The organism is Acanthopleuribacter pedis, from assembly GCF_017377855.1.
Classification (GTDB): Bacteria; Acidobacteriota; Holophagae; order Acanthopleuribacterales; family Acanthopleuribacteraceae; genus Acanthopleuribacter; species Acanthopleuribacter pedis.
In genome coordinates this window covers 361,469-387,850 of sequence record NZ_JAFREP010000003.1, presented here as the reverse complement: position 1 = coordinate 387,850, position 26,382 = coordinate 361,469, and the positions used below count along the sequence as shown (strand labels likewise).

Genomic DNA, 26,382 nt, shown 5'->3' with positions numbered 1-26,382 from the left:
GAATCAATCGATCAGGACGTAGCCACCACTAGTCACGCCAAACTGGGTGAGAAATGAGGCGAGGAAAAGGCTTAACCATTGCCCCGGTTGTGGTCGCGGGTCAAGCCGGCCAAACGCTGCTCAATGCCCTCGGTCAATTGATCCCAGGCAAAGCGCCAGCGCCAGTTGCCCTCGGGACGGCCCGGCGAGTTCAGGCGCGAATCGGAATCCAAGCCAAGGGCATCCTGCAACGGCACAATCGCGATGGCGGCTTTGGTGCCGTAAGCGCAAGCGATCATGTCCCAATGAATCTCCGCACCGTCACAGCTCAGGTAGGTGCGGATCTTGTGCTGAGCCTCGTCGACAGCACTTTGTTCGTCGCTGCCGTCGCCTTTGCCCAAACGGTACCAACCGACCGTGGTGTCGTTGTCGTGGGTACCGGTGTACACGACGCATTGCTCGGGGAACTGGTCGGGCCAAAAACCCGGCTCGTTTTCATCGTTGCCGATGATGAAATGCAACACGCGCATGCCGGGAAACCCACAGGCCTCCCGCAAGGCGTCGACTTCATCGGTAATGATGCCCAAATCCTCGGCGATGATCGGCAAGGTGCCAAACTCTTTTTCGAAGGCCTCAAACAGGGCGCGACCCGGACCTTTGACCCATTTACCGTTGACGGCCGTTTCTTCGTCGGCGGGAATCTCCCAATAAGCTTCAAAGCCGCGGAAGTGGTCGATACGCACATAGTCAACCAATTCAAAGGTGGTGCGCATGCGTTCCTTCCACCAGGAGAAACCGGAAGCTTCCATCAGGTCCCAGCGGTAGAGCGGGTTGCCCCAGCGCTGGCCGGTTTTGCTGAAATAATCGGGGGGCACGCCGGCGACGGTGGTACATTTCCCGGCATCATCCAAATAAAACAACTCGGGATGGGCCCAAACGTCGGCGCTGTCGTGGGCGACGAAAATCGGGATATCACCCAAAATCTTGACCCCGTGGCGGTGGGCGTGTTCGGCCAGGGAACGCCACTGATCGAAGAACAAGAACTGCTGTACCTCCACCGCGCGAATCACCGCGGCGTGTTCCTCGCGCGCCGCCTTGAGGGCGTCACTGTTGCGATCCCGCAAAGGCACCTCCCACTCGTGCCAGGGCCGTCCGCCGTGGGCTTTTTTCAGCGCCACAAATAAGGCGTAATCGCTGAGCCAATTGCGGTTGTGGGTTTGAAATCCCGAAAACTCTTTGATCATGTTCTCCGAGGCGCGCGCTTCAAAGTGTTCGGCGACGTTGTTCAAAACGGCCTCACGGGCTTGAATCACCGGGCCGTAGTCCACCTGATCGGCCGGGAATTGCGGAAAATCGGCGAGTTCTTCTTCCAGCAGCAAACCATCATCGATCAAGGTTTGGAAGGCGACCAACAGGTGGTTGCCGGCAAAGCTGGAAAGGCACTGGTACGGCGAATCGCCGTAGCTGGTAGGGCCTAGCGGTAACACCTGCCAAATCCGCTGCCCCATGCGGGCCAGCGCCTCGGCAAACCGATAAGCCTCGGCGCCGATTTCACCGATGCCGTAGGCGCCCGGCAAGGAACTGGGATGCAGCACGACGCCGCTCTGTCGCTCAAATTTCATGGGGTTTCTCCTCGTATCTCAGGGTACTTAGGGTTTGGGGGGTCGTTTGCCAATCAGCAACGGACCGGGCGGTGGTTTGGCTTCTGCAAGTGTAAGAGAGAATACAACCACGGAACGCTGTTCCATTTCAAATGCTTTTCCGGTTTCAATTTGCACCGCGCCCTCGGTCTCTTGCGGCTTGGCGGTGTTCAACAGGCAACGCCACACGCCTTTTCCATGCAACGGCTTCGGCAAGGTAAAAACGAGGTCGTCGGCATTGCCGTTAATCAGGATCAACAGGGTGTCGTCACCACAGGACTGGGCTTGGCCGTGACTCGCGGGTTCCACATCGCCGGCGTACAACACGCCGAGACAGCGCATGTTGTCGGTCTGCCAACAGTCCTCGCCCATCAAGCCGCCGTTTAGACTGACCCACTGGATATCGTGGAACCCGGTCACGGCGGACTGTACCCGGCTGTGCATGTAGTAGCGGCGGCGCAAGACGGGATGATCGGCGCGCAGCTTGATCAAACGCTGCACGAAATGCAAAAACTCGCGTTTCTCCACGGAACGCAGGTTCCAACTGTTCCAGGTGATTTCATTGTCCTGGCAATAAGCGTTGTTGTTGCCGCTTTGGGTGCGGCCGACCTCGTCGCCGGCAAGCAACATGGGCACGCCTTGGCTGAGGAACACGGTCGCCAACATGTTGCGCCGCTGTCTGGCCCGCAAGGCGCGAATGCGGTCATCGGCGGACGGGCCTTCCTGGCCATAGTTCACGCTGTAAGAGTTGTGGTGGCCGTCGTTGTTATTTTCGCCGTTGGCGTGGTTGTGGCGTTTGTTGTAACTGACCAGATCGTTGAGGGTGAACCCGTCGTGGCTGCATACATAATTAATAGAAGCCTGCGGCCGTCGCCCCGAACCCTCGAACTTGTCGGACGAGCCGTGCAGGCAACGGGCCAGCTCGGGCAGGTGGCCCTCGTCGCCGCGCCAGAACCGGCGCACCACGTCGCGGGTGCGGTCGTTCCACTCGGCCCAGCCGGGCGGAAAACCGCCGAGCTGGTAACCGCCGGGTCCAAGGTCCCAGGGTTCGGCGATCAGCTTACAGCGGTTGAGCACGGGGTCCTGGCGCACGGCGTCGAAAAAGCCGCAGCCCTGATCAAAACCGTGCAACTCGCGGCCGAGGATCGAGGCCAAATCAAAACGGAACCCGTCGACCTGCATGTCGTCGGCCCAGTAACGCAAGCTGTCCATCACCATCTGCAAGACGCGCGGGTGGGTGAGGTCCATGGTGTTGCCGCAACCGGTATCGTTGATGTAGAAGCGTTTGTCGTCGGGCAGCAGCCGGTAATAGGAATGGTTGTCGATGCCGCGGAAGGACAAGGTCGGTCCCAACTCGCTGCCCTCGCAGGTGTGGTTGTACACCACGTCGAGGATGACCTCGATGCCGGCGTCGTGCAGCCGCATCACCATGGTTTTGAAATCGGCCAGGTGCGGGGTCATCAAGTAACGCTGTTCCGGGGCAAAGAAATTCAGGGTCATGTAACCCCAATAGTTGCGCAAACCGCGGTCCACCAAAAAGGAATCGTCGACAAAGGCGTGAATCGGCAACAGCTCTACCGAGGTGATGCCCAGCGCCTTAAGGTAATCGATGATTTGGTGATGGCTCATGCCGAGGAAGTTACCGCGCATTTCCTTGGGAATGCCCTCGTGGCGCATGGTGAAGCCGCGCAGGTGGGTTTCGTACAACACGGTTTCGTTCCAAGGCACATTGGGTTTGCGCGAATCGAACCAGTTAAACGCCGGATCGACCACCTTGCACTTCGGCATGACCGGGCCGCTGTCGCGACGGTCAAAACTGAGGTCGGCCTTGGGCGAAGCACGCCGGTAACCGTAGTGGGCGTCGCTCCATTTGACGGTGCCCACCAGCATTTTGGCGTAGGGATCGATCAGCAGCTTGTGGTGGTTAAAACGGTGGCCGACCTTGGGTTCATAAGGACCGGAACAGCGGTAGCCGTAGAGCAGACCCGGGCGCGCGTGGGGCAAATAACCGTGCCACACGCCGTCGGTTTGTTCCTTGAGGCTGATGCGCGACGTTTCGCGTTTCCCCTTGGCATCAAAGAGGCAGAGTTCGACCCGTTCGGCATTGGCCGAAAACAGGGCGAAATTGACACCGCGCCCGTCCCAGGTAGCCCCCAACGGATAGGGGACACCCGGTTCCACGGGCGTATTGGCCGGCAAAACACAACTCATGAACTGCTCCTTTTCGGTTCAGCAGCCAACGGCGCCAAGGGTTAATCTTGGCGCAATCGGTAAATGAGGGTGCTGAGCGGCGGCAAGGTAAGCACCACGGAATGGGAGAACCCGTCCCACGGCGTTTCTTCGGCTGCAACACCCGGACTGTTGTTGACGTTGCTACCACCGTACATCTCTAAATCGGAATTGACAATCTCTTCGTAAAATCCGCCCTTGGGGACGCCGAAACGCCAGTCGCCGCGCGGCAGGGGCGTGAAGTTGCAAACAACCAAAACCGGGTCCGCGCCACGCAGGCCTTTGCGCACAAAGGCAAAGACGGATTCGTCCTTGTTATCAACCTTAACCCATTCAAAGCCACCGGGTTCACAATCTAACTCGTGCAAGGCGGGGGTTTCTTGGTAGGCCTTGTTGAGGTCGGCCACCAAACGCTGCACCCCTTGGTGCCAGTGAATGTCCAGCAGGTGCCAATCCAAACTTGCGTCGTGGTTCCATTCGCGGCCCTGGCCGAATTCGCCACCCATGAACAGCAGCTTTTTGCCGGGATGGGTCCACAGGAACCCGAAGTAGGCGCGCAGGTTGGCGAACTGCTGCCAGGTATCGCCCGGCATGCGACCCAGCAAGGAACCCTTCATGTGAACCACTTCATCGTGGCTGAGCGGCAACATGAAATTTTCGGAAAAGGCGTAGACGAGGCCAAAGGTCATGCCGTTGTGGTGGTACTGGCGGTGGATCGGGTCTTTTTTCATGTAACCCAAGGTGTCGTGCATCCAGCCCATGTTCCACTTGTAGTCAAAACCCAGGCCGCCGCGTTTGGCCGGGCGCGAAATACCGGGCCACGAGGTGGATTCCTCCGCGATGGTCACCACGCCGGGGCAACGCTCGTGCAGGCGTTCGTTCATGTTGCGCAGGAACTTGATGGCGTCGAGGTTTTTGTTGTCGCCGTATTCGTTGGGAATCCACTCGCCGTCCTTGCGGGCGTAGTCGAGGTACAACATGGAGGCGACGGCGTCGACGCGCAGGCCGTCGATATGGAAGCGTTCACACCAGAAAAGGGCGTTGTTGATGAGGAAGTTGGACACCTCGTTGCGGCCGTAGTTGTAAATCAGCGTGTTCCACTCGGGGTGAAAACCCTGGCGGGAATCCTGGTGTTCGTAGAGGTGGGTGCCGTCGAATTGGGCCAGCCCGTGGTCGTCGCTGGGAAAGTGGCCGGGCACCCAGTCGAGAATGACGCCGATGTCGGCGGCGTGGCAGGCCTCGATGAATTCCTTAAAATCTTGCGGGCTGCCGTAACGCGCGGTGGGCGCAAACAAGCTGATTGGCTGATAACCCCAGGAACCGTAGAAGGGAAACTCGTTGATGGGCATCAGTTCGATGTGGGTAAAACCCATGCGTTTGACATAGGGAACGAGCAGCTCGGCCAGCTCGCGGTAGGTAAGGAAGCGGTTGGGCTGGTCGGGATCGCGCCGCCAGGAACCCAGGTGGACCTCGTAGACCGACATCGGTTTGTCGATACGGCCCAGCGCGCCGCGTTTCTCCATCCAGGCGCCGTCGCGCCAGGTGAATTCGCGGGTGTCGGCCACGACCGAGGCGGTCGCGGGCGGGCACTGCGCTTGGAACGCGAGCGGGTCGGCCTTGAGTGGGAGCAAGTAGCCGTCACGGTGGAGAATTTCGTACTTGTAAATGTCGCCCTGGGCCACATCGGGCACAAAAATTTCCCAGACGCCACAACCGGGGTGCAGGCGCATGGCGTGGCGGCGGCCGTCCCAGTTGTTGAAGCTGCCGACGACGGACACGCGTTTGGCGTTGGGTGCCCAGACCGCGAAGTGGGCGCCGGCGACACCCTCGTGGGTCATCAGGTGGCAGCCGAGTTTTTGGTGAATCTCCCAGTGGTTGCCCTCGCCGATCAGGTGGCGGTCGATTTCGCCGAGCACGGGACCGAGTCGGTAGGGATCCTCGGCGATGCGTTTCTCGCCGGCGGCGTCGGTCATTTCGAGCAGGTAATCAAACGGGGTTTTGGCGTCGAGGACCACCCCGGCAAACAGGCCGTCCTCGTGGACTTGTTTGAGGAGCACACGGGTTTCGCCGGTGGCGCGTTCGCGAACGCCGACGGCCAGGGCGCCGGGTTGCATGGTGCGCACTTCCACGGCGCCGGTATCGGGGTCTTGGTGCATGCCGAAAACGGCAAAGGGATCGGTGGTGTTGCCACCGACCGCCGCATCAATCCATTCATTCATCGCGGGTTCGGTCATGAATCCTCCGGGTCGCCCTCGCCGGCGAGGGCATCATCTCGTCTTGGTATAAGCATTGGGGAACAGCGGCTCGGTTCGGTTCGGTTCCTTCAAGGGAAGGAATGTTTGGGAGCGCCTGAAAAGTTTCGAGCCCATTCTAACGAATGGCCATGTTGAGGTGAAGCACGGCGACGCCGACAGTAGGATTTCGTGTTGTGAGTGGCAATGTGACGCGGGTTACGGGATGACGACCGAGTTAACCAGGCGGGTGAACTCGGGCTGGAGATGGGTTTCGTCCATCTGTCGCCCTTGCAGAATAACCACCAGGGTGTGGTCGCCTTTCTCGAAAAAGAGGAACTCGCGAAAGTAGGGGACGCGATGTGTTTCGTTGCTGATGAAAAAGGTTTCGCGAATGCCGGCGACGGGACCACCGCGCATCGGGCGTTCCATTTCGTTGATGCCGTCGGCTTCGACGGTGAGGTCGGCCAGCGATTCGGCAAACAAGCCGCTGTAGAAAACCGCGTACTCGGTGAGCGGCAAAACGGTTTCATTGGGCATGTGTTGCAGGAGCAGGACCGCATCGTTGGGGCCTTCAATATTAATTTGGCGCATTTGGCCGACGTGGGCATCGTCGGTGACCTGCCAGGAAGCAGCGTGTGCCAAGGCAAAGCCGTCTTTTTCGTAGACCACCGGCGCGGGGGCACCGCAAGCGAGCAACAGCAGCACCAAAAGCGTCAGGCCGATCCGAAACGCCATAAAGCCATCCCTTCCATCGTGATAGGCGTTCACCATACCGCAAAGCTCGGCATAATTAAACCAGAGGGTTTAGGAAAAACAACCCGGTTAGAACCTAGCGGATACAACACCGAGGCACAAGAAAACACCCATTGCTCCCCTCGGACCTAAGAAGCGTGATAAATCACGGTGGTTTTGGAAAAACCTCCGGCCTGCAACGGGCAGTGAGCATGCTCACTGCACCCAGCGAGTGCAGGTCGTGCGCGACCCCGGTCCGCTTTTCCAAGCCGTTTTGCTCCAGATCTTTAACAAAATCCTCTCGCGCTTATCTCCCCACTTAGATCGGAATATCGATGACGACCGGACCAGGATTTTTATAATACACACCAATTACCCTACCAACCTGCAACTCCAATTAATATGGTTTTTATTTTCTATGAACTTATATTGACGAACACTTCCTTTAGACCTATCGTTATTTCACCAACCCACACATAACCATCGCAGATTAAACAGTGTGTGCCCCACACGGGCACCGGTTTCTCTGAATTGCCACGGTCCTTCCCCACGCTGCGCAAGAGAAAGGGTCCGTACACCCGCTGTTTCATGCCTTATTCAAACGTTCTGACCAAAGAAGAACAGGTTTGACGGTTTTACCTTTTGGAAGGAGACCCCATGGATCAGGATTTTCATTACTACGGAACCTATTACGCGGCCCGCATGGGCAAATTCAACCGCGAGGATGCGACCCGGATCGCCAAGGCATCCAATTTCATCGACTTTCTAAGCAACGAGCTTTACGCCGGTTACTGGCACATGGTACGCGATACCGCCAAACCCGCCGGCGATTGGGATGTGGTTACCAAAGTCGACTACCCACGCTACACCTTCCAAGGCACGCTTAGCACGGGTGCCGGCGGGAGCGGCGGCCTCTGGGCCTCCTACCATTTTGTACCCGGCAATTACGCGGCGCCCGCGGGTACGCCAAGTGCCGAGGACGTCCACGGCGCCGAAATTGCCGGGCAACTGCCCGGCCATCAGCTTCGCGAGGTGGATCTCAACCCCAACATGGGCATCGACGCCGGCATCGCCCCGCTGCTCAACCGACCGCAAAGTCCCCTTTCCCGGCTCATGATAAAAGACACGATTACCTTGCTCAACGATCCGAGCCGCTTGGAAGCCATCATCAACCTGGCCGCGGGCGGTAAGCAACTGCTGGCGGAGCAAAACAAGGACGACATCCTCAAACGGTTCGGATTGCTGCTGCTCGGTGCGCGCGCCCACGTGATTGCGGATACCTGGGCCCACCAGGACTGGGGAGCAGCCAACAACGTGGCCAACACCTATTGGGACGTCAACTCCGCCGAATGGGGCAACCAGTTCTGGCAGACCATCGACTACCGAGACGTGGGCGACTGGACCAACGTCCACCTCTCAGTCAAGAACCAACGCGATAATGAGAACCTGGCGGCGGTGCCCAACCTGGTCTCTTACGTGGGTCACGGCTGGCTGGGGCACCTGCCCGATTTCAGCTTCATCAAATACCGCTACAAACCCTGCTGGCGCGCCAAAGATCAGGAACCGCTGGTCCGCGAAAACCCCTTGGAATACAAGTTCGCCTTTCTGGAGCTGTGCAGCCTGTTTGCGCAATGCGCGGGCGGCCGATTCCAGCCCGACGCCGAACAGGCCAAGCTGGCGGCGGCGCAAACCGCGATGGAAACGCCTTGCGACATCGCGGTTGCCGCCAACAGCCCGCGCGTGTTCTCCGCCAAGCTGTGGCAAGCGGAAATGAAAAAAATAGGTTTCGAGGCACCCATCGATCTGATCGATACTTTTGTGGAACCCGATCCAAAAGCAGTGCTGGAGGGCCAAATCGGCTACGACACTATGATGGGAACCCGCTACGGCAGCTATTACGTCAACTATGCGAGCGATTTGTACTTGTTCCAAATCGCCGCCGACTACCATTTCCGCTTCACCAAACACTGGCTGGCCCAACACAAAGTGGGTACCGACCTATTCTCCGATAGCTGGTCATTGGCGCTCGGTCCCCTGCCCCAAGACCTAAGTTCGATTCTGTAAACCCACCACGGGCCGGGGAAGTTTTGCCTCGCGAAACGCCTTGGCGCCCACACCTGATCATCGGCTCAACCCGAGAAGACGGCGCCTCGGCCAACAGCGGGTTGGCGCAAGCATACCAATGGCGTTAAAGCCGGCGTATCACGGCGCGGCCTGCGGTTTCTTGAAAACGAGCGGGCGCGCCGCGATTTCCGCCTGACGGTCGGCGGCGCGGTCTTCCTGCAGCGCGATCCAGCCGCCGGCCTCCTTGCGCGCCATCAGTGCATAGGCCCCTGCTTCTTCCGGGAGCCAACCCGCGATTGCGGCGACGGGCGTCGGCCTGGCCGGGCCGCCGCTGTACATCAACAGCAGGCTACCTTCATCGGCATGGTTGCAGGCGGTCTGCCAGTGTTGGATCGGGTCGCCGTCGGTCAAGCTGCCGCGCAGTGTTTCGTCGCCGTAAGGATCAAGCAGCAGCCAATGCACGCCGTCGCCCGGACTTTTGAACACGCGTTCGTCCACAATCACACCGGCCGCTAAGCCGTAGCGTTGGGTGAGCGGGCCGGTCGCGTCGGCCGCGCCGCCTTTGCCGATGACCACGGCGCTCATCACCCGTTGCGGCGGCTGCTGGCGGCCGTGAACCAACAGCAACAAAGCCGCGGCCGCGGTCAACAACGCGGGCACCAGCATTATGCGCAACATCCAGATCCCCCTAGGTCCACAACAGCGCGGGCATGGGACCCTCCGCCGGTGACGAGGCCAGCACAAACTTGGAACACTTGCCCACCTGCATCGGTAGGCGGTTGACCAGGCGTTGCGCGGCGCGGTAGTTTTCGGCGCTGCACTTGATTTCCACAATCAACAAACGACCGGTCGGCGTCGCGAAACGCGGGCACAAACGCGCCCGTAAGCGCTGATCGCTGACCACCAATTTGCGGTCGACGGTGACGCGCAGGCGCTCGTCGATGCTGCCCAGGTATTCGCGTTCGTAGCGAATCCACTGCGCCGGTTGCAAGCCGCGCAGGCGATCCCGCCAATCGGCTTCCACCAAAGCCTCCAATTGCCGCACGAACTGGAAACGGTTACACCCTTCCACCGCCAACGGTTGTTCCACCTGAACCAAGTGTTTCCAGCCGTAGAGGTTGTGGCGCACCTTGCACTCCAAACGGCCGGGTACCCCGGTGGTTTCGCTTCCGTACCAGCGGAAGCGTACCTTCTCGCGGTGGCTGATACCGGCCAAGTTCTCTTCCAGCGCACGCCCGTTCGGGGTGTCGAGGTACACCGATTGGACGCGGCGCGCCGGGTGCAGTTCGGCCAAAGCCGCCTCGGCCCGTAGAATGCCCATCACACCGGCGTAGGCGAATTCCTGCGAAACCAATTTGAACTCGTGGCGGAAGCGGCCGTCGTCGCTCCGGTTGGCTTCTTCGGGCGCCTTTTCATCGGCGGTCGCGCCGGCGGTGTTCCATAACAACATACTTAGTTCCCCAAAATCTGCTCGCGGTACATGCGGCTCACATCAACCGCCTCGGTTTTCACCTTGCGGCCGTCCATGGTGAGGCTGCTGCCGTGTTGCACCAAATAAGCCGAACCGGTTCCACCGCGAATGGTGACCTTTTCGGCGGTCACCCGACTGGGTCCGTACTCGGCTTTTTTGACGTACAGCGCCACGCCGTAGTGACGCGCGCCGTCGATGGTCACATCTTTCATGGTCACCACCGACAAATCCTTGGCGGCCAGCCCAATAGCAACCCGTTCCATGCGGCTGTTCTCGACCTGGCAGCGGGTGTTTTCACCGACGGACAGGCCTTTGTCGCCCAGGTCATGGAAGGTACTGTTGACCACCCGCACGTCGCTGCCGCTGAAGTCGGCGCCGTCGGCGAGGCCGTCGCGGAACACGCAGTCGATGATCTCGCCTTTGACGAAGTCACCGTCCATGCTGTCGCTGGCGCAACCGGTGAAGGTCACCCGTTCCATCAGGAATTCGCAGCCGAACAGGTTGGTGCCGTCCTCCGCGAGGGTGCCCTCGATGGTGCTGTCGCGAATGGTGACGTCGGCGTGGTAGAAGGTCACCCCGCCCGTGGTCTGCCAACCCTTGCGGGCCAAGCTGTCCGTGTTGCGCACCACCACGTGTTGCAGCTCGGAACGTTTGCGACTGCCCAGCACCAACAAACCACGCCAGGCTTTGGCACCCGCCTGGGGCTCCAGCACAATGGGTTTCTCGGCCGTACCGCGCATGAACAGCGCCGACTCGGTGAAAAAAACCGCCTCGGGCTCGAACTGGAGGGTGACACCAGGATGGAAGTGCAGCGGATAACCGCGCGGGACCATCAAGTCACCTTTGACTTGCCAGGTGCCCGGTAGCACCGCCAAACGGTCGGACAACGGTTGGTAGTTGAGGAAGGGATGCTGGTCCAACGCCTGCTTGAGGCTCGGCGGCGTGGGTCGTCCTTCCTGGGCCAACCAGCCGGCCTCGGCCGAACGCGGCACCAGCGCCTCGCGCCGGGGTTCGCTTTGCGAGTGCAGGCGGTAGCGGACCTGAATCGGGTCGCGCAACTGGCGCTGCTGCTGTTTGCCGGTGGCGCGGGCGGCTTCTTTGATTTGGCGAACGTTGTCGAGGTTGGCGAGGCGGCGATCCGCCGGGAAGCGGAACACCACCGGCTGCTTGAGCGCCAAACCAACCGAACCGTCTTCATGGACTTGGGTCGTGTGGCTATCGGCGGGCAAACAGGCGCGCGCCGACAGAAACACCCCGTTCGAAAATTCAAAACCCTCGATCACCAGCGGTACTTGGGTAGTGGCCCAAGCCTCGACGCGAATTTCGGCGTCAAGCGGGGTTGCCGCGCCGTCGCGGTAATCGATGTGGGCGCTGAAGTTAACCGCGTCACCGGGGTGGATGACATCGTCCAAATAGATTTGTTGGGCGTAGAGCCGTTTTTTAATCGCGGCCACCTCATGGCCGGGCGGCAAAATTCCTTCGCCGCGCAGCGCCGCCTCGTAGCGCGCCAAGTCCTCGCCGTGTTTGGCGAAAAAGGCATCGAGGTAAGCCGGCGACAACATGCGTCCCAACTCGCGGAACACGGCCGCGCGGTAGCGAGTCGAACGGTTGAGTTGGTGCACAATCGGGTTGTTCGTGCGCAGCGGCACGGGTGGTTTGTCGCCGGGTCGCAAGGCGTGGGCCATGTTGTCGTACATTACCGGTTCCAGGCGATCACTCACCGGGTTGGCGTACATGCGCATGTTGTGCCACACCATGCCGTGCCAAATTTCGTAGAGCGAGGCCAAGGCATGGGCGCGACCCCAGCGATCCACGTCGATCAGCTGTTCGATGGTGGTGCCCTTGAGCGCCTGTAACGCGTGTAACCGCTGCAGCCGGTCGCCGTTGGTTTCGGCCGCGATCAGCAAGTCCTGCATCTGCAGCATTTTTTCAATGCCGCCGGCGAAGGTGCGGTTCAGCGCCTCGTTGGCCAAAAACCGTTTTTCGCCGTAGGCACGAACCTCGGCGGTTTCGGGTCCGGTCGCGGGCTCAATGGCAATCGGGATTTGCGGATGGAATCCCAAGGCACCGCGGTGAAAACGCAGGTAGGTCGACCAAAACGAAGCCTCGTTAAACAGCAGCAACGGCCCCTCGCGACGCCCCTGGCTTTCAACCATTTCCTTGGCGAAATGTTCTTCCAAAAAGTAAATGCCCATGGGGTTGCCGTTCACGACCAGGTTCACAAACAGCGAACGGGGCGCCAGCACACCCTCGTCGCGGGCCGCCTCGTGCACCAACCATTCCCACAGGTAACCGCGCGTCATCGGGTTCTGAATCGAAAACACCCGCTTGCCACGCCATTTGTCGTTTTGCAAACGCAACCGGAACGACCATTTGTTGCCGGCGACATGATCGGTGAGATCGCCTTTAATGCGGCATTCGGCCTGGTAGGTTTTCCCTTCCAGTTCCAGGGTCACCGGGACTTGATCGCTGGGCTCCTGGATAATCAGCCCGCGTTCCATGGCCCGGTCACGCACGTTTTGCAGGATGCGCGCTTGGGCCTCGGGCACGGTGAGCCGCAGGTTGATCAGCCCGTTGTCCGGCGCAACGACGGCTTTGGTCGGCGCGGTGAATTGGCGGTTTAGGGGAACGGCCTGTTTTTGGTCGGCGTCGGGCGCGTCGGCGGGTTCCGGCATGTGCATGCGCTGCACCTGGATCACCAGCGCGGCGCCGGCGACCATGCCCAATACCCATAGCAACAGACCCGCCCAGGGCGAGCGATCACGGTTCAGTTCATCTTTGATTTGCATCGGGGTTAATCCAAACTGGCGCCTTCAACGACGCTCACCGAGGCTTGCGGGAACACCGACTGAATGCGGCCCATCACGCTGCCGATCTGGGTCACGTCCACCAAGTCCAAAATCAGGGTGACGTTGAGCATGCCTTCTTGGCTGTCGACCCGGCGTAAATCGGCGCTGATCGCGGCCTCACGTACCTTGGCCAGCAACACGTCGAGCCCCGATTCGGTGGTCAGGGTTTCGTTGTCGGCGGTGGTAAGCGGGGTCGAAACCGAGGCATAAACCCGGGGTGCCTGATCCTTGCGGCGACGGAAGTAATTGGTGATGGTGAGCACGCCGAGGATCCCGGCGAACATCAGCACCGTGGCGGCGCGTTGGTCGGCACCGATGCCGATGCCGGTGGCCAGCGCGAGGAAGAGGTAGGAAAGATCCTCGGGCTCCTTGATCGGGGTACGGAAGCGGATAATCGAGAGGGCGCCGACCAGACCCAGTGAGAGGGCCAGCGAGGTTTTCACCACCGAGATCACCATCATGGTGGTGGCCGCGAGTAACACAAACAGGCGTGCGAACTTGCGTTTGTTGGAGAGCACCTGGGAAAAGGTGAGGTAGTGCCAGGCCAGAATTTGGCCGAGGACGAGGACCAGGGCAAGGTTGATCATCGTGGGGACGAGCTGGAGGTCTTGCAGCGCCCCTTCATTTAACTGGTTGAGTAAGTCCATCAGATCTCCGAATCTTTGCGGGTTCAAACCGCCAAGCTTCGCGACGGGGGAGCAGGCAAGCCCGGAAAACATCCGCGGTGCGGATGGGAAAGCGTGGGCGTCGGCGCGGTTTCGGTGCAGGGTTTGATGCGTCGTGGCGTGAACGATTCGGTAAAAATCAACCCAAACACGTATTTCCGCGTTACCTTAAAAAAATTGCAAGCAATCCATCACGGTCAAACACCATCCTTCATCAAACGCTCACAGAAACTTTCGGAGCAGGATCGTGCCCTTCACAAAGGTACCTGCATTGTGAACAAAGAAGGGGACAAACACAAGCATTGGCCCAACATTTCCCAACAATAACCCAACATGGCTCACATCGGGTGGGCGTGATTGCCCCCCGGCGGTGGGGTAACGGGGGAAGGTTTCAGCGCGAAAGAAATAAAACCCTATTCGGAAACTTCGACCGCGCCGTCCCCCGAGTACACTCGGCAATTGAACAAGGCGGCATGGTGACAGGTCATCCCCGATTCATAGGGAAACCCTGTCACCCTACGCCGAAAACATCAGAACAAGGTCAGCGAGATGGCGGCGAAGCCACCCCACTCTTCTGCTTTTTCAATGGTCTGAAAGAGGTCGGGCCCGGTTTCATTGCCTTGTTCGTCAACGCCTTGGACCACGTCACCGGTGACGCCACCAATGCTAACCACCCAGCGTTTCTTGAAGCGATAGGAGCCGGCCACGTAAATCTTGGAGCCAACGTCTTCGAGGTCGGTACCAACGCCAAGCATAAAAGCCTGATTCGGTTTTCCTTCCTGGGGAAATTCATAGCTAAGGAACGCGGTCATTTCTTGAGAGGCTTCTTCGTCTTTGATTCGGTTGTAAAGAGTGATTTCCGAGGATCCGTTGAAGGGATTTTCACCTCCATCCGCCAGGAGGGTCTGCAATTGATCGAACTCGACATCAGCCAATTTGCTGTAGGCGTAGCCCACGTGGAATATAAGTGGGAATTTGGATTTCACAAAGTAACTAAATTCCACCCTCGCAATCTCATCAGAACTGTCCAATGCTTTGCCTTTAAGGACAACATTCACAAGGCTCCCAGCACGAACCTTAGGAACAGGAATTCGTTTTCCCCGTATACACATGGTTCCTAAACGAATGAATTCTTCCATCTGAGCTGTCACATCGTTGTGCAATTCAGCCTGCAGAAAGAACAAGACATGAGCACTTAAGCTTTCTTGATTGGTAGCAGGAGGAAGTGTTTGCTTCCACGCTGCCTGCTTAACTTTAGCCATTTCCGCTAAACCTGTTGAAATTTTATCGACTACCTTAGCGATCTCGGCCACCTCCCCCACCGTTAGAAAGATGTTTGGGTACTTTTTGTTTTGTTCAGTCAGAACTTCAGATTGGGTCTCAAGCTTTTCGCGCCATTCCGCCATCGCTTTAAAAAAAAGATCCACTTGAGGCGCAAGCTGGTTACTATTTGGCTTTAGCTGGTCTGTCAGTTGCTTCGCAATATCGAAGCCAAACACCTGCCCCCACAAGTCGTTGAGCTCGCGGTAGGCAACGACCTGTTCGGTGTTGATGTCGGCTTCGAGGTTGAACCTGAGGAAATTGAAATGGGTGACGTGAATGACGACCACATCCTCCTCGGATACCGCATCAAACGGAGGTTGGTAGTCGGCCATCGTGTCATCCCACGGAACCGGGATGGTTTTTTGCGCATTGGCCCAGGGGTGGACGGTCAAGGCCATCCCCAAAAGCGTCAAAAAGAAAACGGGTCTGTAAAACACGGTGTACTCCTTGTGCGTGCGCCACGGTGTGGCGTTAATTCGAGACACACCTCGGCCAGGGAACCGTCACGGGTGCGGTCCGGGTGGGAAGTTGGAGGGGTGTCGCCGGGGCGACGTGGCCGTTGGGGTCGCGTTCAGTAGACCAGACAGACGAGCGACGAAAATTCCCGAAAAAAATTTGCTTGCGGCGACGATCCCCCGAAAAACCGGCCAAAAACAATGGCGGTAGGGCCAAAAACGGGGTTGAAAACCCGGCCAAAAGGGTTCTCGCGGATTTTTGCAGTGATTTTTGGAACTTTTTGTGCGGTTCGCGGCCGGTTTTTTAGCCCAATCAGCGGGCGGGAAAACCGAACCAAGATTCGTAAATTTGCGGCAATTTGGCGCGGATGCCTGAAACAAAGGATGTTAGCCGGTACATCGCTTGAAGCGGCCGAGGAAAGGTTTCATTCACTTTGTAAAGAAACGGTAAACATTCAAAAAATCCCACTTTCAGACTTCAGTCTGACCTACTTTCGTCCGAAATGTAGGTCATGATTGAAGGCATCAACGCCGCGCTCGGCGGCTTAAACCGAGCAGCCACCAAATTAAACGCCTCCTCGCAGGAGTTGGCCAACGGCAATCTGGACACGGAGCCGATTGTTAATTCGAAGCTGGCACAACGCGAGGCGGAAGCCCAAATCGCAACCATTCAAACGATTAACGAGGTCGAAGATAGCGCCCTCGACATTTTGGCTTAACCCATGGACGCCGTCAGCAGCGCACTCGCCGGTCTGGACCGCTCTCGGGCATTGTTAGACCTCACCGCGCAACGCCTTTCCGAAGGCTATGTGTTGCCCGAGGTGGTCAGCGCCCAGAGCACCGCCGAAGTACAGCTCGAAACCCAAGTTTCCACCTTAAAAGAAGCGCTCGCGGCCGAAGCCCAGGTTCTCGATTTATTGGCCTGACCCATGCCGACCCTTACCCTTTTAACAACAGTTAGTGTGTGAGCCTATGCGGCCGGCGTTTCGCCGCCGGCCGCGCTTTTTTTCCTTCCGATTAGTGTGTGAGCCTATGCGGCCGACGCTTGTTGTGGGCGTCGGTCGCCCTTTTTTCCCCGTTTTAGTGTGTGAGCCTCCGCGGCCGGCACGTTTGACGCGTGTCGGCTGCGTTTTTTTCCCCGATTCTCCTTTAGAGTGCGAGATGCGGTCGGTGCTCATTGTGGGCGCCGGTCGCCTTTTTTCCCAACAGTTAGTGTGTGAGCCTCCGCGGCCGGCACGTACGACGCGTGTCGGCTGCGTTTTTTTCCCCGATTCTCCTTTAGTGTGCGAGATGCGGTCGGTGCTCGTTGTGGGCACCGGTCGCCTTTTTTCCCAACAGTTAGTGTGTGAGCCTCCGCGGCCGGTGCTTGTTGTGGGCACCGGTCGCCCTTTTTTCCCCGATTCTCCTTAAAGGTCTGAGCGGCGACCGGTGCTCGTGAAGGGCGCCGGTCGCTCATTTTTTCCAAAATGTGTGTGTGAGCCTCGCGGATGATGTTTGCTTGGAACATCATCCGCATTTTTTTTGGCATGGGACAGACAGGGTCTGGACTGAAAGCCCGGTGAGAAATGCGGGATAGGGCGACGGACCGCGAAAAAACAACGCCCACCCCGTGACTTCCCGCCCGCGCGGGTTAGAATGGGGTCTTTCAACCTATTTAAACGTGGAGGGCGCCTTGATCCTTCTCCTATTCCTTTTGATCTCACCCACCTCCGAAGGAGGACCCGTGGACCGCATCACCACCGAACAGGCCGAACGCTTCGCGCGCCTCGCCCTCGACTGCGTCGAAAGGGAGTACCCCAACAAGATCGCGCACGTCATGACCGGCGACGCTGATGTGAAGCCACCGCGCGAACTGCACCCCATCTTCTACGGCTGCTTCGACTGGCACTCCTCCGTCCACGGCCACTGGCTGCTCGTTCGCATCCTCCGGCTTTTTCCCGAAACCGCGGCTTCCGGTGAAATCGAAGCGGTGCTGAATCGGGCCTTCACCGCGGAGAAAGCAGCGGCCGAGGCCGCCTATTTCAAACCGCGCGGACGCGCCGCTTACGAACGCCCCTACGGCTTGGCCTGGTTCCTCCAACTCACCGCCGAACTGCGGGAATGGAAGGACCCGCGCGCGGCCCGCTGGTTAACCGCGCTGGAGCCGCTGGAGCAAATCTGCGCTGAGAACCTGAGGACCTGGATCCCCAAAATGGGTCACCCCATCCGAACCGGCGAACACGCCCAATCGGCCTTCGCCTTCGGGCTCGCCTACGATTGGGCGGTGACCAAGGGCGACCGGGAAATGCGCGACCTGATCCGAACCACGGCGGAACAGTTCCATGCCCGCGACCAAAACGCCCCGCTCCGCTTCGAACCCTCCTCCCAGGATTTCCTTTCACCCAGCCTCGCGGTTGCCGATCTCATGCGCCGTTTCTACGCGCCGACCCACTTTGCCGCTTGGCTCGGCGCCTACCTGCCCGAAATCCCCATCAAAGAACAGACGGATTGGCTCGAGCCGGCAACGGTCACCGATGCAACGGACGGGAAACTCGCCCACCTGGACGGCCTCAACCTCAGCCGTGCCTGGATGCTTGAGGGCATCGTCGCCGGCCTTCCCGCGCACGACCCACGCCGCGCAAGCCTGACGCAAGCGGCGCAACACCACCGCACCTCCGGCCTGGCCGCGGTAACCGGCGCCCATTACGAGGGCGGTCACTGGCTCGGCAGCTTCGCGGTCTACCTGGTCACGGCACGGGGCATCCCCACCCCCCGCTAACGCACACACACGGTGGGGCCGGGCCCACCCCGGGTTGCCCGAATCACAAAGACCAACCCGGACGATCACCACGGCGATCTCGCGGCTGGGTCGCGCGAATCATCCACCGCGCATCAAAAGCTCACAAAAATCCCACCCAAAAACAATTTCAGCACAACAAAGTAAGTCACATCACAATCCCAACTGGTCAGACAAGATAGCGCCTAGCCAACAAGGTCGGGGTTGGATAGAATATCATTCCACCTTTCGTGATCTACCGACTGTTTCACTGTTTTCCTTACTCATGCCTTTCAATTCCAGTGAAACAGCTTCGGTAGAACGCTTTTTTTTCGTTCACCATCGATTCACGAGAGGAGAAAAGAGCATGAAGGCTCCCATCAATATGTCCCTTCAAATGATCTTTAACGCCCTGCTTCTATTTGGCTTTGTTGCCGGCGCCGCGACGCTTCACGCGCAACCCGTCTGCACCGATTTCGCCGAAATCGAGAACCCACCCCCCTTTGATTATCCCCGCCGCGAGCGGTTCAGACTGTTCTGGAACAATTGGCTCGCACAAGACACACCGTTCCACATGGGCCATGATTTGGTGGTCGCCGCGGGGAACCCCAGCCGCCTGACCGGCAAGTTCGACTACGGCATCGTGTTTCACAAGGACCTTGAGTACGAGTGGGTGCAAACCTACATCTACGGCCCCAACCTGGGCGATTGGCAATTCATCGGCCGCCATGCCACCAACTCGGACGGCAAAATTTTCGTCGAACTGCCCGCGCTGGAAGAAGGCACCTACGTGGTGAAAATGGTGGTGATGGGCGACCTCAGCAGCACCAACGCCTACGTGCGCGTGGTATCACCCGGCACCCAAGCGGTGGTCTTCGACATCGACGAAACCCTGACCATCGACGACCTGGAAACCATCCTCGACTACACCGGCATCGAGTGGGCTGAACCTCGCCAAGGCGCGGGCGAATTGGTGGAACACTACATCGCCCTGGGTTACCACCCGATCTTCCTGACGGCCCGTCCCTACTGGTACGCCAAGGGTTCGCGCCAATGGTTGCGCGATTACATGCACCTGCCGGACTACACGCTGCGCACGGCGCTGAGCAATGAAGACAGCATCTTCCGCACGGCCGATTACAAAGCGGGCGTGTTGCAGGAAATCCAAAACGGCGGCATCAGCATCTTTCGCGCCTACGGCAATGCCGACACCGACATCGAGGCCTACGAACGTGTGGGTATCCCCAAAAACCAAACCTTCACCATCGGCGATTTGGCCGGCGACAACGGCACCACCCCAATCCCCGGCGGCGGCTACAACGACCACCTCGACACGGTGGTCGCCACCACCCCGGACAGCGGCTGCCGTTAAGTTTGATTCAAGCTTTGCTTTAAACGGCGGGTCGACAGCGGCCCGCCGTTTTTCATTTCCCTAACCCGCCACAAGTTTTGCCCATCAACAAGAACACCGAACTACTGCGCTCCAGCCACAACACCCAAGGGCCCGCCCAATCGTCCGGCCGCGGCTTCCACCAAGCGATCCCGTGTTTGCGGGGTAACCACGTAGGTCAAGCCGTGGGGATGCAGCACATGGAGCCGAGCATCCGAACCCCGGGCAAATCGATAACGCGCGGGCGGTAGATCGAACATGGTTCGGGGATTCTGTCGCTCGCGATGCGCGAACCACAACTGCGCACACGCCGAGGTACCGGGTACGGTAACCAACGCCGCGCGGTCATTCAACCCCAGGAAAACCCGCGCCTCGGGCAGGATCGCGCCGGCTTTGTTCCGCGTGAAAACCGAGCGCCACTGTTCGGGTAGGCCCGAACCCTTTTTGCCCTCGCGGAAGAAACGCAAGCCGCCGACGAGGTGGCCTTGTTCAGCAGGAACCGCTTCGTGCTCAGCCAAGCTTGCTTGGCCCAACACCAGCCGCAGGGGCGCGTCGGCGGCCTCGGCCTCTGGGATCGAAAACGCAATGGAACCGCGCGGGAACCGATGAACCCGATTGGCGACGTCGGCAACGATCACGGCACCATCGGCCACGGCGAAGTGGCGCGGTTGCATGGACGGCGGCGTTTGAAAAACCGGCAAACCACTGTCGATGTGCCAGATCATCACGGGTCGGTTGCGGTACAGGGCGGCCCAGCTCAAGCCGCGGTCGGTGAAGGTGCCGTCGTTGGCGGCGATTCCCCGCGTGGCGGCCTCACCCCGCGCGGGCAGCGTGGTTGCCTTGGTAGAAAGATTCCGGGTTTCGCCGTCAAACACGCTAAGCCGGTAATCCATCCCCAACACGGCGGTTTGTTGACGGCCGGGATCCACGCGGAACAAGCTGACGGCGTCTTCCATTTTCACGGGTTGCTTGCTCAGCCTGGGCCAAACCGCTTGGCGGAACAGCCGGTTGCGACCGTCGAGAAACAGCGCATTGCGGCCGACCGGGTCCCATTCAATATGGCGCAAGGATTTACCGTTTTTACCGGAACGCGCCGAACGCAAGGTGGCAACAACGGCTTCATCCGGGCGCCACAGATAAAGGCCCGCGCCCATGTCGCTGAACAAAACCAAGGGTTCGCGAGGATGCAGCGCGATTTGGTCAAACCGACCCTGATGTTCGGTTTCCTGAAGTAAGGCACCGGTGCGGCCGTGCCATCGGGCAAGGCGCCCCTTTTTGTCGGCGGTGACTATCTGCTCGCCGTCCTGGGAAAAAACAGCAGCCACCAGCTTGGCGCCACCGTCGCCGAGGGTAAACGCCCGTTGGACGGCGTCACTTTGGTACACAACGGCTTCGCCTCGGTTCGACACCACCAGCAAACGATCCCCGCTCGGCGAAAACAACACATGTTCGTGGAAGCGGCTTTTGTGGGCGGTGACAACGTGGGCGCGTTCCCCGTCGATGTGGGTCAGGCGCAAGGTTTTTTTGCCCCAACTCGCGACCCAATCCCCTGCGGCGGCCACACCACGCACTGGTTCGTCGTGCTGAGTCAGCGTCACAAAGGGCCGGTGACCCGCGAGCGCACGGAACAAAGCCACATCCACCTCGGGCACCGTCGGCGTAAACAAAAAATGAGTCTCCAGTTCAGCCGCATCCAAGGCCGCACGGAGTGAATCCTGATAGTCACCCTTATCAGCAGCAATATGGGCATCGCGCGCCAGCTTACGACTTCTTACAAGGTGTTCTTGCTCCGCCTTTTGGAAATAAGCGCCAAAACCAAAAAACAGGATTAAAAAAGCGACTATCAAGTAACGATTTAACCGTGAAATCGACGCTTGCTGTTCCTTCTTCTCCTTAGCTTCTTTCTCTAATCGCCGACGGCCCGCCTCAATGAAATCCCGCTCGTTCCCGGTAATCGCAAAATGATGCTTCGCAACCAAATCATCAATGGACGACAGCTCATGGTCGCCAATTTGAAGAAACGCTTCATTTTTGTCTTCCTCCAACCACACTTGAACGCGTGGCTGTAAAAGGCGACATTGCTTTGCGCATTCAGCAAAATCGTACAGCATCATTTGAAGTCGGGGCCAATGCCGTACCATCGCCTCATGACCCAGCGCAATTAATCCGTGCGCCGAGCACACCAATAATCGTGCATTAACCAAGTTATCCACCAAAACGACTACAGTCTCGTTTTTAACTTGATCTGGGCATAATTCGGGTAAGGTTGCATGATGCAATAAAAACTGTTTCGGTCGTTCATTTTCAAAGGACGCAATTTGCACCAATCGGCTCAAGATAAATCCACAAATTTCCTGTTCTTGACGTGTCATGGTGGAAAAGACGCGCTCCGCTTCGTTGCCGATAATATTCGCTAAACGCCCTAGTTGCTCATAAGCTTCGAAGGTCAGCCAAAGTCCCTCACGCCGTTCCACCAAACGGGCCCCCAGCAATTGGACGTGCGGCATACAAGCAGCATCTTCCATTTCCCGTTCCAGTGCATCTTTCAAACGATCTTCGAGTAGCAAACCCGCCGTGCCGGCCTGGGCGCACACGGCTTGTAGCAAAGCTTTTCCTTGCAGGGGTTTCAAGAGGTGCAAGGCGTTTTTGATGCGATTCTGCTCTATATCCAGGCCTAATAAGCGACCAACGTCATTCTGCCGCACCATTCCGATTACCCAGCAACGTTGCCCTTCTTGCGTGTTGGATTGTCTTAGTAAATCTTTCAGCCAAACGTCGGCCGCTTCATTGCTTCCTGGATGACCCCAAAGTTGCTCTAAGTGATCGACAATTATCGTGGCATGCGCACCAGTGGGTATCTCGTAGTACTCATTCGGGCGAATCCTGAGAATCGATAAATCGGGATAACGTTTCCGCAACTCCGGCAGTAATCCTGCTTGCAACAATGATGACTTACCCGACCCGGAATCGCCATGAACAAGCAGAACCCCCAGGCTCTCTAAAACACGACATAATTCCAGAACCTCCTGCGCCCGCCCAAAAAATGCATTCGCGTTCGTATCGTCAAAGGCGGCAAGCCCGGTGAAGGGGTTGCCCGTGAAGGAATCCGGGGGAATCGCCTCGCCCCTGGCCATGGCCCTGAAATCCGCGCCGAACACGCGCTGGTAAAAAGCGCTGACTGCAACAAAAAAGGCGTCCTCGGGGTTGGGATCGCCCTCTAGATTTTGGGCGAGGTGTTCCTTGATGCGGGTCACCCATTGGTTTCGTTTTTTCTCGGGAATCCGGCCCTCAAGTGCGGGCATCAGCCGTTCCAGGCCGCGCCGCCAGGCTGCTCGCCCGAGCCGGCGTGGGTCGTCGCGGAACAAAGGTTCGTGGGTGCGGCACAACACCACCGGCGCGAGGCGGTCTTCCACATCACCCGCCCCGGCGAAGAGTTTGGCAAAAGCGGTGGGAATGTCCCCGCTTTGAAACAGGGCGGGGTAGAAACGCGAAAACAGGCGTTCGGCCAAAACCATGTCCAGCGGGCCCTTGGCGGCAATCACCCAGGGAATGCCCAGTTCCTTCACCAGGCGGGTGGCCAACCCCTGGAACGGGGTCGCGTTGGACGGTGTCGCCGACGGTGCGCGGGCGTCGGCACCGTGGCAGGCCGCCAAAACAATCAGGTGCGGGCGTTCGGGACAAACCGCCAAGATGTCGATGAATGCTTGATCGCTGACGCGCTCGGGTTGGCCGTCGGGTCCTACCAATTCGAGCTGGGTCTCGCCGGTTTTCGCTTTGACACGGCCGTGTGCCGTGAGGTGCAGCACCGTGGGTTTTTCTTGGGAAAGCACCCGGGCGAGGTTTTCCAGGCTGGGCAAGGCCTCGGCATCCGCCGCTCGGGAATCGAGCACGGTCACGGGATAGGGATGTTCCTCGGGCAACAAGGCGGCAAGTGCATCAGACGACCCCGCGCCGGGAACAGCCGCGACCAAGGCCAAATGCAAGTCACTTTTTGCCAACTGCTTTTTGGGTGGGGGCTGATTGGTGGGCAAGCGCACGGCGTAAGCGATGCGCTCGTCCAGCGCCGAAAACGGCCAGGTCGTAAGCGTGGCTTGCCTCGGAACGGAAGGCGACCTGGATACGGCGCCTCGAGGTAAACGCAACCAATGCCAATGCAAGGCCTGTAATTCGTCATCGCAGGGGGCGCAGGTCAAACGAAAAGGCTGGTCGTCCCCGCGCACCAGCGCCCAGGCGTCGGCAAGTTCCGATCCCCAAAGCATGCGTGCCAGCGCCAAGCCGTAGGCCTCGGGGTCGTGTGCCACGGAAGTAAGGGCCTTAAAGTCAAAAGTAACCTCGGCTTGCCAGTTCCTGGGGTGAACTGTTTGATAGGTAATTTGGAGTTCGTAACAGGTGTTGCGACGGTGCGACCAATCCAACATAATTTGCGGTTTGGGGAGACCTGGGGTTGACGGGATCAGGCCGGAGTTCACGCCTGCCTCCATGGGTTTAGGGGTTTGGATCACGCACGCAAGGGGAACATTGCACTGCCGCGGGAAAACCAACCAAGTAACCAACGTTTGGCTCCGGGAGCCAACCCGTGCCGAAAACAAGCGTCACGGCTCGCACCACATGCCTCATCCAACCTGGCCGTTCGGCCGTTGGTTCAATCAGTGTTTTCCCTATTGTGTATTGCGAGAACGGTTCTGCTTTCAGTTCAACTATTTTTGCACGAATTCTTTTTTCTCGGAAAGACCCGATTCACCCGATCCCTTTTGGCCACCCCAGGGAAAGCCCGCTGACGGCGTCGCGCGGTTAATGGGACGACCGCGATAATCGGAAGGTAACGGCGATGGTGAACGGAACGCCCAACACAGCAAAGTACAAGCCGCAAAAGCCAAAGAACAGTTCTTGGGTAAAGACAAAAACCAGCAGACAAAAAACAGCCGACAGGTACACCGAAACAGATAATGCGACCAGTAAAACAGGATGCATTAAGGCGCCTAATTCCTCGCACTTTTCAATGGGATTATTGGGTTTTTTAATTTTTTTCATGGTTCGCGTCACAGGAAGAAAAAACAGTGCGCCGTACAACCAGCTGCAAAACACAGCCACGCCGACACCCAAAGACCAACCCAAAAGGCCGACCTCAAATAGAAAAGGCACACAAAGCACACCCATCATCACACCGAACACAAAGCAAGACATATAAAAATAGAAAAGGTATCGCTTCAGCCCAACCTCTTGCGCCTCGCTTTCCACCACAAAAGCTGTCCGACCGAAAAAACCTTGGGGATAAAACACCCGCCTTGCATCAGGTAGGATTCGAAAATGAGGCTTGTATAAGGAATTCACTTTTTCTTTGGTCATAACATACCTCCCAAACGCAAACCTTCGATAAACGGTTCCTGTCGCTTTCGCGCAAAACCCTTCTTGGTAATTCACGTCCCATTCCACCTTTTTTCCGGTCACCACCGAACGCGAGCCGTCTTTGGGACTCGCCCTTTTCTCCCAGGAACCGCCGGGAATTCGCTGGATGAAAAGCGCTGAGGCACGGCTAGCCCTTTATTCAAGGAATCCCAAGCCATCGATCACGCGGTCGCCTGCTCAGATGACAGATACAGGTCGCACCAACGTTGTTCGAACAAGGCCCCACACCGAGCCCGTCCAGACCGCAACCGCGACGGCCGCATCAGCCAAGGCGAGGTTTTGGAGATCACGGCCCTGGATCTCGCCTCGGCCGAACTGCTCGGCCCGACACAGGCCGCGTTGGACAACCTCGAAATCTTGGTAGCGGTGATCCGCCGCGCGCCGGCCGGCCGTGGCCGGCAGGTGGTATCCACAAAGGACGGCGTGGTCTACGCCCGTCTCCTGATCGGCAATCACACCGCCGATATCCGCTTTGCTTACGACAACCGCGGCATCGACCTGCGCACCATCGACAGCGTGAACCTGAAGTACCGGATCCGCGGCAACGGGATCGCCACCATCCACCGCAACACCAACCACTGGGTCAACAACATAAAACGCGACATCTTGGTGAAACTCGGTCACGACCGCTAACCCGCCGACAAAAAGAACCACGGCCCGGATGGCGCATGTTGATACAGCGCGCCACCCGGGCTTTTTTGTTTTTGGGATGAGGGGCCGATAAGCGTCAAGTGTGAGAGGAACAATCATGTTGCATCGCGAAGGGTGGACGGTGGTTTTGGTTCACAACCACGGGGAAGTGATCATTCCCTGGAAAACCTGGCTTGAGGAAGGTCCAGGCGAACGATCCCTGCTAACGCCCAGCCGGATTTTGGACAGCGCGGGTAATCCCCGGCCGTTGCGGATGCTGCCGCTTCCCTACCGCAATACACGCCTGTCGCGGTGGCTGATTCACTGCAAGCTGATTCGCAATCCTTGGCCCGCGCGGCCCGGCCTAAGTTAGCAGGTTCGATCAAGCCGGCACGGCGCGCACATTGCTAGAGTCGGCCGGTGGGTTGGGCTTCTCCGCGCGGGCGATCTTTTTGAATCTATTTGCCGCATTTGGACGAATAACAAGCCATGGTCTTAAATCGGCGATGGGAACCAAGGCTGGGACGAAGGACTTTGTTCGCCGGGAGCCACTTACCGCG

The 26,382-nt window shown here is 58.5% G+C and carries 18 protein-coding genes; 7 read left to right on the top strand and 11 right to left on the bottom strand.

The window, feature by feature from the left end:
• Positions 1–71: 71 nt before the first annotated feature.
• From malQ to J3U88_RS04780, 4 genes are all read right to left on the bottom strand, one after another.
• Complete coding sequence (gene malQ / locus J3U88_RS04795; RefSeq protein WP_207857202.1) at positions 72–1,601, bottom strand: 4-alpha-glucanotransferase; 1,530 nt, start codon at positions 1,599–1,601, stop codon at positions 72–74.
• 27 nt (positions 1,602–1,628) lie between these two features.
• Entirely contained in the window at positions 1,629–3,830 is a 2,202-nt protein-coding gene (gene glgX / locus J3U88_RS04790; protein ID WP_207857201.1) for a glycogen debranching protein GlgX, read from the bottom strand.
• Positions 3,831–3,871: 41 nt separating this feature from the next.
• Positions 3,872–6,082 (bottom strand): 1,4-alpha-glucan branching protein GlgB, encoded by a 2,211-nt coding sequence (gene glgB, locus J3U88_RS04785; protein WP_207857200.1) that lies wholly within the window; start codon positions 6,080–6,082, stop codon positions 3,872–3,874.
• A 216-nt stretch (positions 6,083–6,298) separates the two neighbouring features.
• Positions 6,299–6,817, bottom strand: a complete 519-nt coding sequence (locus tag J3U88_RS04780; protein ID WP_207857199.1) for a hypothetical protein — start codon at positions 6,815–6,817, stop codon at positions 6,299–6,301.
• A gap of 654 nt (positions 6,818–7,471) precedes the next feature.
• Here J3U88_RS04780 and J3U88_RS04775 point away from each other — a divergent pair.
• Positions 7,472–8,878 carry a DUF6765 family protein gene (locus J3U88_RS04775; protein WP_207857198.1) on the top strand — a complete coding sequence of 469 codons (1,407 nt, stop codon included), beginning with the start codon at positions 7,472–7,474 and terminating at the stop codon, positions 8,876–8,878.
• Between the two features lie 138 nt (positions 8,879–9,016).
• Here the strand turns inward: J3U88_RS04775 and J3U88_RS04770 are convergent, their stop codons facing one another.
• The 5 genes from J3U88_RS04770 to J3U88_RS04750 all read right to left on the bottom strand — a co-directional run bounded on the left by J3U88_RS04770 (position 9,017) and on the right by J3U88_RS04750 (position 15,623).
• A complete protein-coding gene (locus J3U88_RS04770; protein ID WP_207857197.1) occupies positions 9,017–9,556 on the bottom strand; it encodes a hypothetical protein in 540 nt (179 codons plus the stop codon).
• Positions 9,557–9,566: 10 nt separating this feature from the next.
• Positions 9,567–10,328 carry a VTC domain-containing protein gene (locus J3U88_RS04765; RefSeq protein WP_207857196.1) on the bottom strand — a complete coding sequence of 254 codons (762 nt, stop codon included), beginning with the start codon at positions 10,326–10,328 and terminating at the stop codon, positions 9,567–9,569.
• Between the two features lie 2 nt (positions 10,329–10,330).
• Positions 10,331–13,138 carry a right-handed parallel beta-helix repeat-containing protein gene (locus J3U88_RS04760; RefSeq protein WP_207857195.1) on the bottom strand — a complete coding sequence of 936 codons (2,808 nt, stop codon included), beginning with the start codon at positions 13,136–13,138 and terminating at the stop codon, positions 10,331–10,333.
• Between the two features lie 5 nt (positions 13,139–13,143).
• Positions 13,144–13,845 carry a DUF4956 domain-containing protein gene (locus J3U88_RS04755; RefSeq protein ID WP_207857193.1) on the bottom strand — a complete coding sequence of 234 codons (702 nt, stop codon included), beginning with the start codon at positions 13,843–13,845 and terminating at the stop codon, positions 13,144–13,146.
• A gap of 548 nt (positions 13,846–14,393) precedes the next feature.
• Positions 14,394–15,623, bottom strand: coding sequence for a hypothetical protein (locus J3U88_RS04750; RefSeq protein WP_207857191.1), 1,230 nt, complete (start codon positions 15,621–15,623; stop codon positions 14,394–14,396).
• Positions 15,624–16,153: 530 nt separating this feature from the next.
• Between J3U88_RS04750 and J3U88_RS04745 the strand changes: the two genes are divergently transcribed.
• The 4 genes from J3U88_RS04745 to J3U88_RS04730 all read left to right on the top strand — a co-directional run bounded on the left by J3U88_RS04745 (position 16,154) and on the right by J3U88_RS04730 (position 19,768).
• The gene (locus J3U88_RS04745) at positions 16,154–16,360 is read left to right on the top strand and encodes a hypothetical protein (protein ID WP_207857190.1); all 207 of its coding nucleotides are present in this window, start codon (positions 16,154–16,156) and stop codon (positions 16,358–16,360) included.
• Positions 16,361–16,363: 3 nt separating this feature from the next.
• Positions 16,364–16,567, top strand: a complete 204-nt coding sequence (locus J3U88_RS04740; RefSeq protein ID WP_207857189.1) for a hypothetical protein — start codon at positions 16,364–16,366, stop codon at positions 16,565–16,567.
• A gap of 797 nt (positions 16,568–17,364) precedes the next feature.
• The gene (locus J3U88_RS04735) at positions 17,365–18,399 is read left to right on the top strand and encodes a DUF2891 family protein (RefSeq protein WP_207857188.1); all 1,035 of its coding nucleotides are present in this window, start codon (positions 17,365–17,367) and stop codon (positions 18,397–18,399) included.
• 364 nt (positions 18,400–18,763) lie between these two features.
• Positions 18,764–19,768: an LNS2 domain-containing protein gene (locus J3U88_RS04730; RefSeq protein ID WP_207857187.1), complete on the top strand. Its 1,005-nt coding sequence runs from the start codon at positions 18,764–18,766 to the stop codon at positions 19,766–19,768.
• Between the two features lie 101 nt (positions 19,769–19,869).
• On the opposite strand, the gene J3U88_RS04725 is transcribed toward J3U88_RS04730, so the two are convergent.
• Together J3U88_RS04725 and J3U88_RS04720 are read right to left on the bottom strand one after the other, a co-directional pair.
• Positions 19,870–24,255, bottom strand: a complete 4,386-nt coding sequence (locus tag J3U88_RS04725) for an nSTAND1 domain-containing NTPase (RefSeq protein WP_207857186.1) — start codon at positions 24,253–24,255, stop codon at positions 19,870–19,872.
• Between the two features lie 322 nt (positions 24,256–24,577).
• Positions 24,578–25,132 (bottom strand): hypothetical protein, encoded by a 555-nt coding sequence (locus J3U88_RS04720; RefSeq protein WP_207857185.1) that lies wholly within the window; start codon positions 25,130–25,132, stop codon positions 24,578–24,580.
• Positions 25,133–25,471: 339 nt separating this feature from the next.
• Here J3U88_RS04720 and J3U88_RS04715 point away from each other — a divergent pair, with 339 nt between their 5' ends.
• Both J3U88_RS04715 and J3U88_RS04710 read left to right on the top strand, forming a co-directional pair.
• Positions 25,472–25,825 carry a hypothetical protein gene (locus tag J3U88_RS04715; protein ID WP_207857184.1) on the top strand — a complete coding sequence of 118 codons (354 nt, stop codon included), beginning with the start codon at positions 25,472–25,474 and terminating at the stop codon, positions 25,823–25,825.
• A 115-nt stretch (positions 25,826–25,940) separates the two neighbouring features.
• The gene (locus J3U88_RS04710; RefSeq protein WP_207857181.1) at positions 25,941–26,195 is read left to right on the top strand and encodes a hypothetical protein; all 255 of its coding nucleotides are present in this window, start codon (positions 25,941–25,943) and stop codon (positions 26,193–26,195) included.
• The last annotated feature ends 187 nt before the right edge of the window (positions 26,196–26,382 follow it).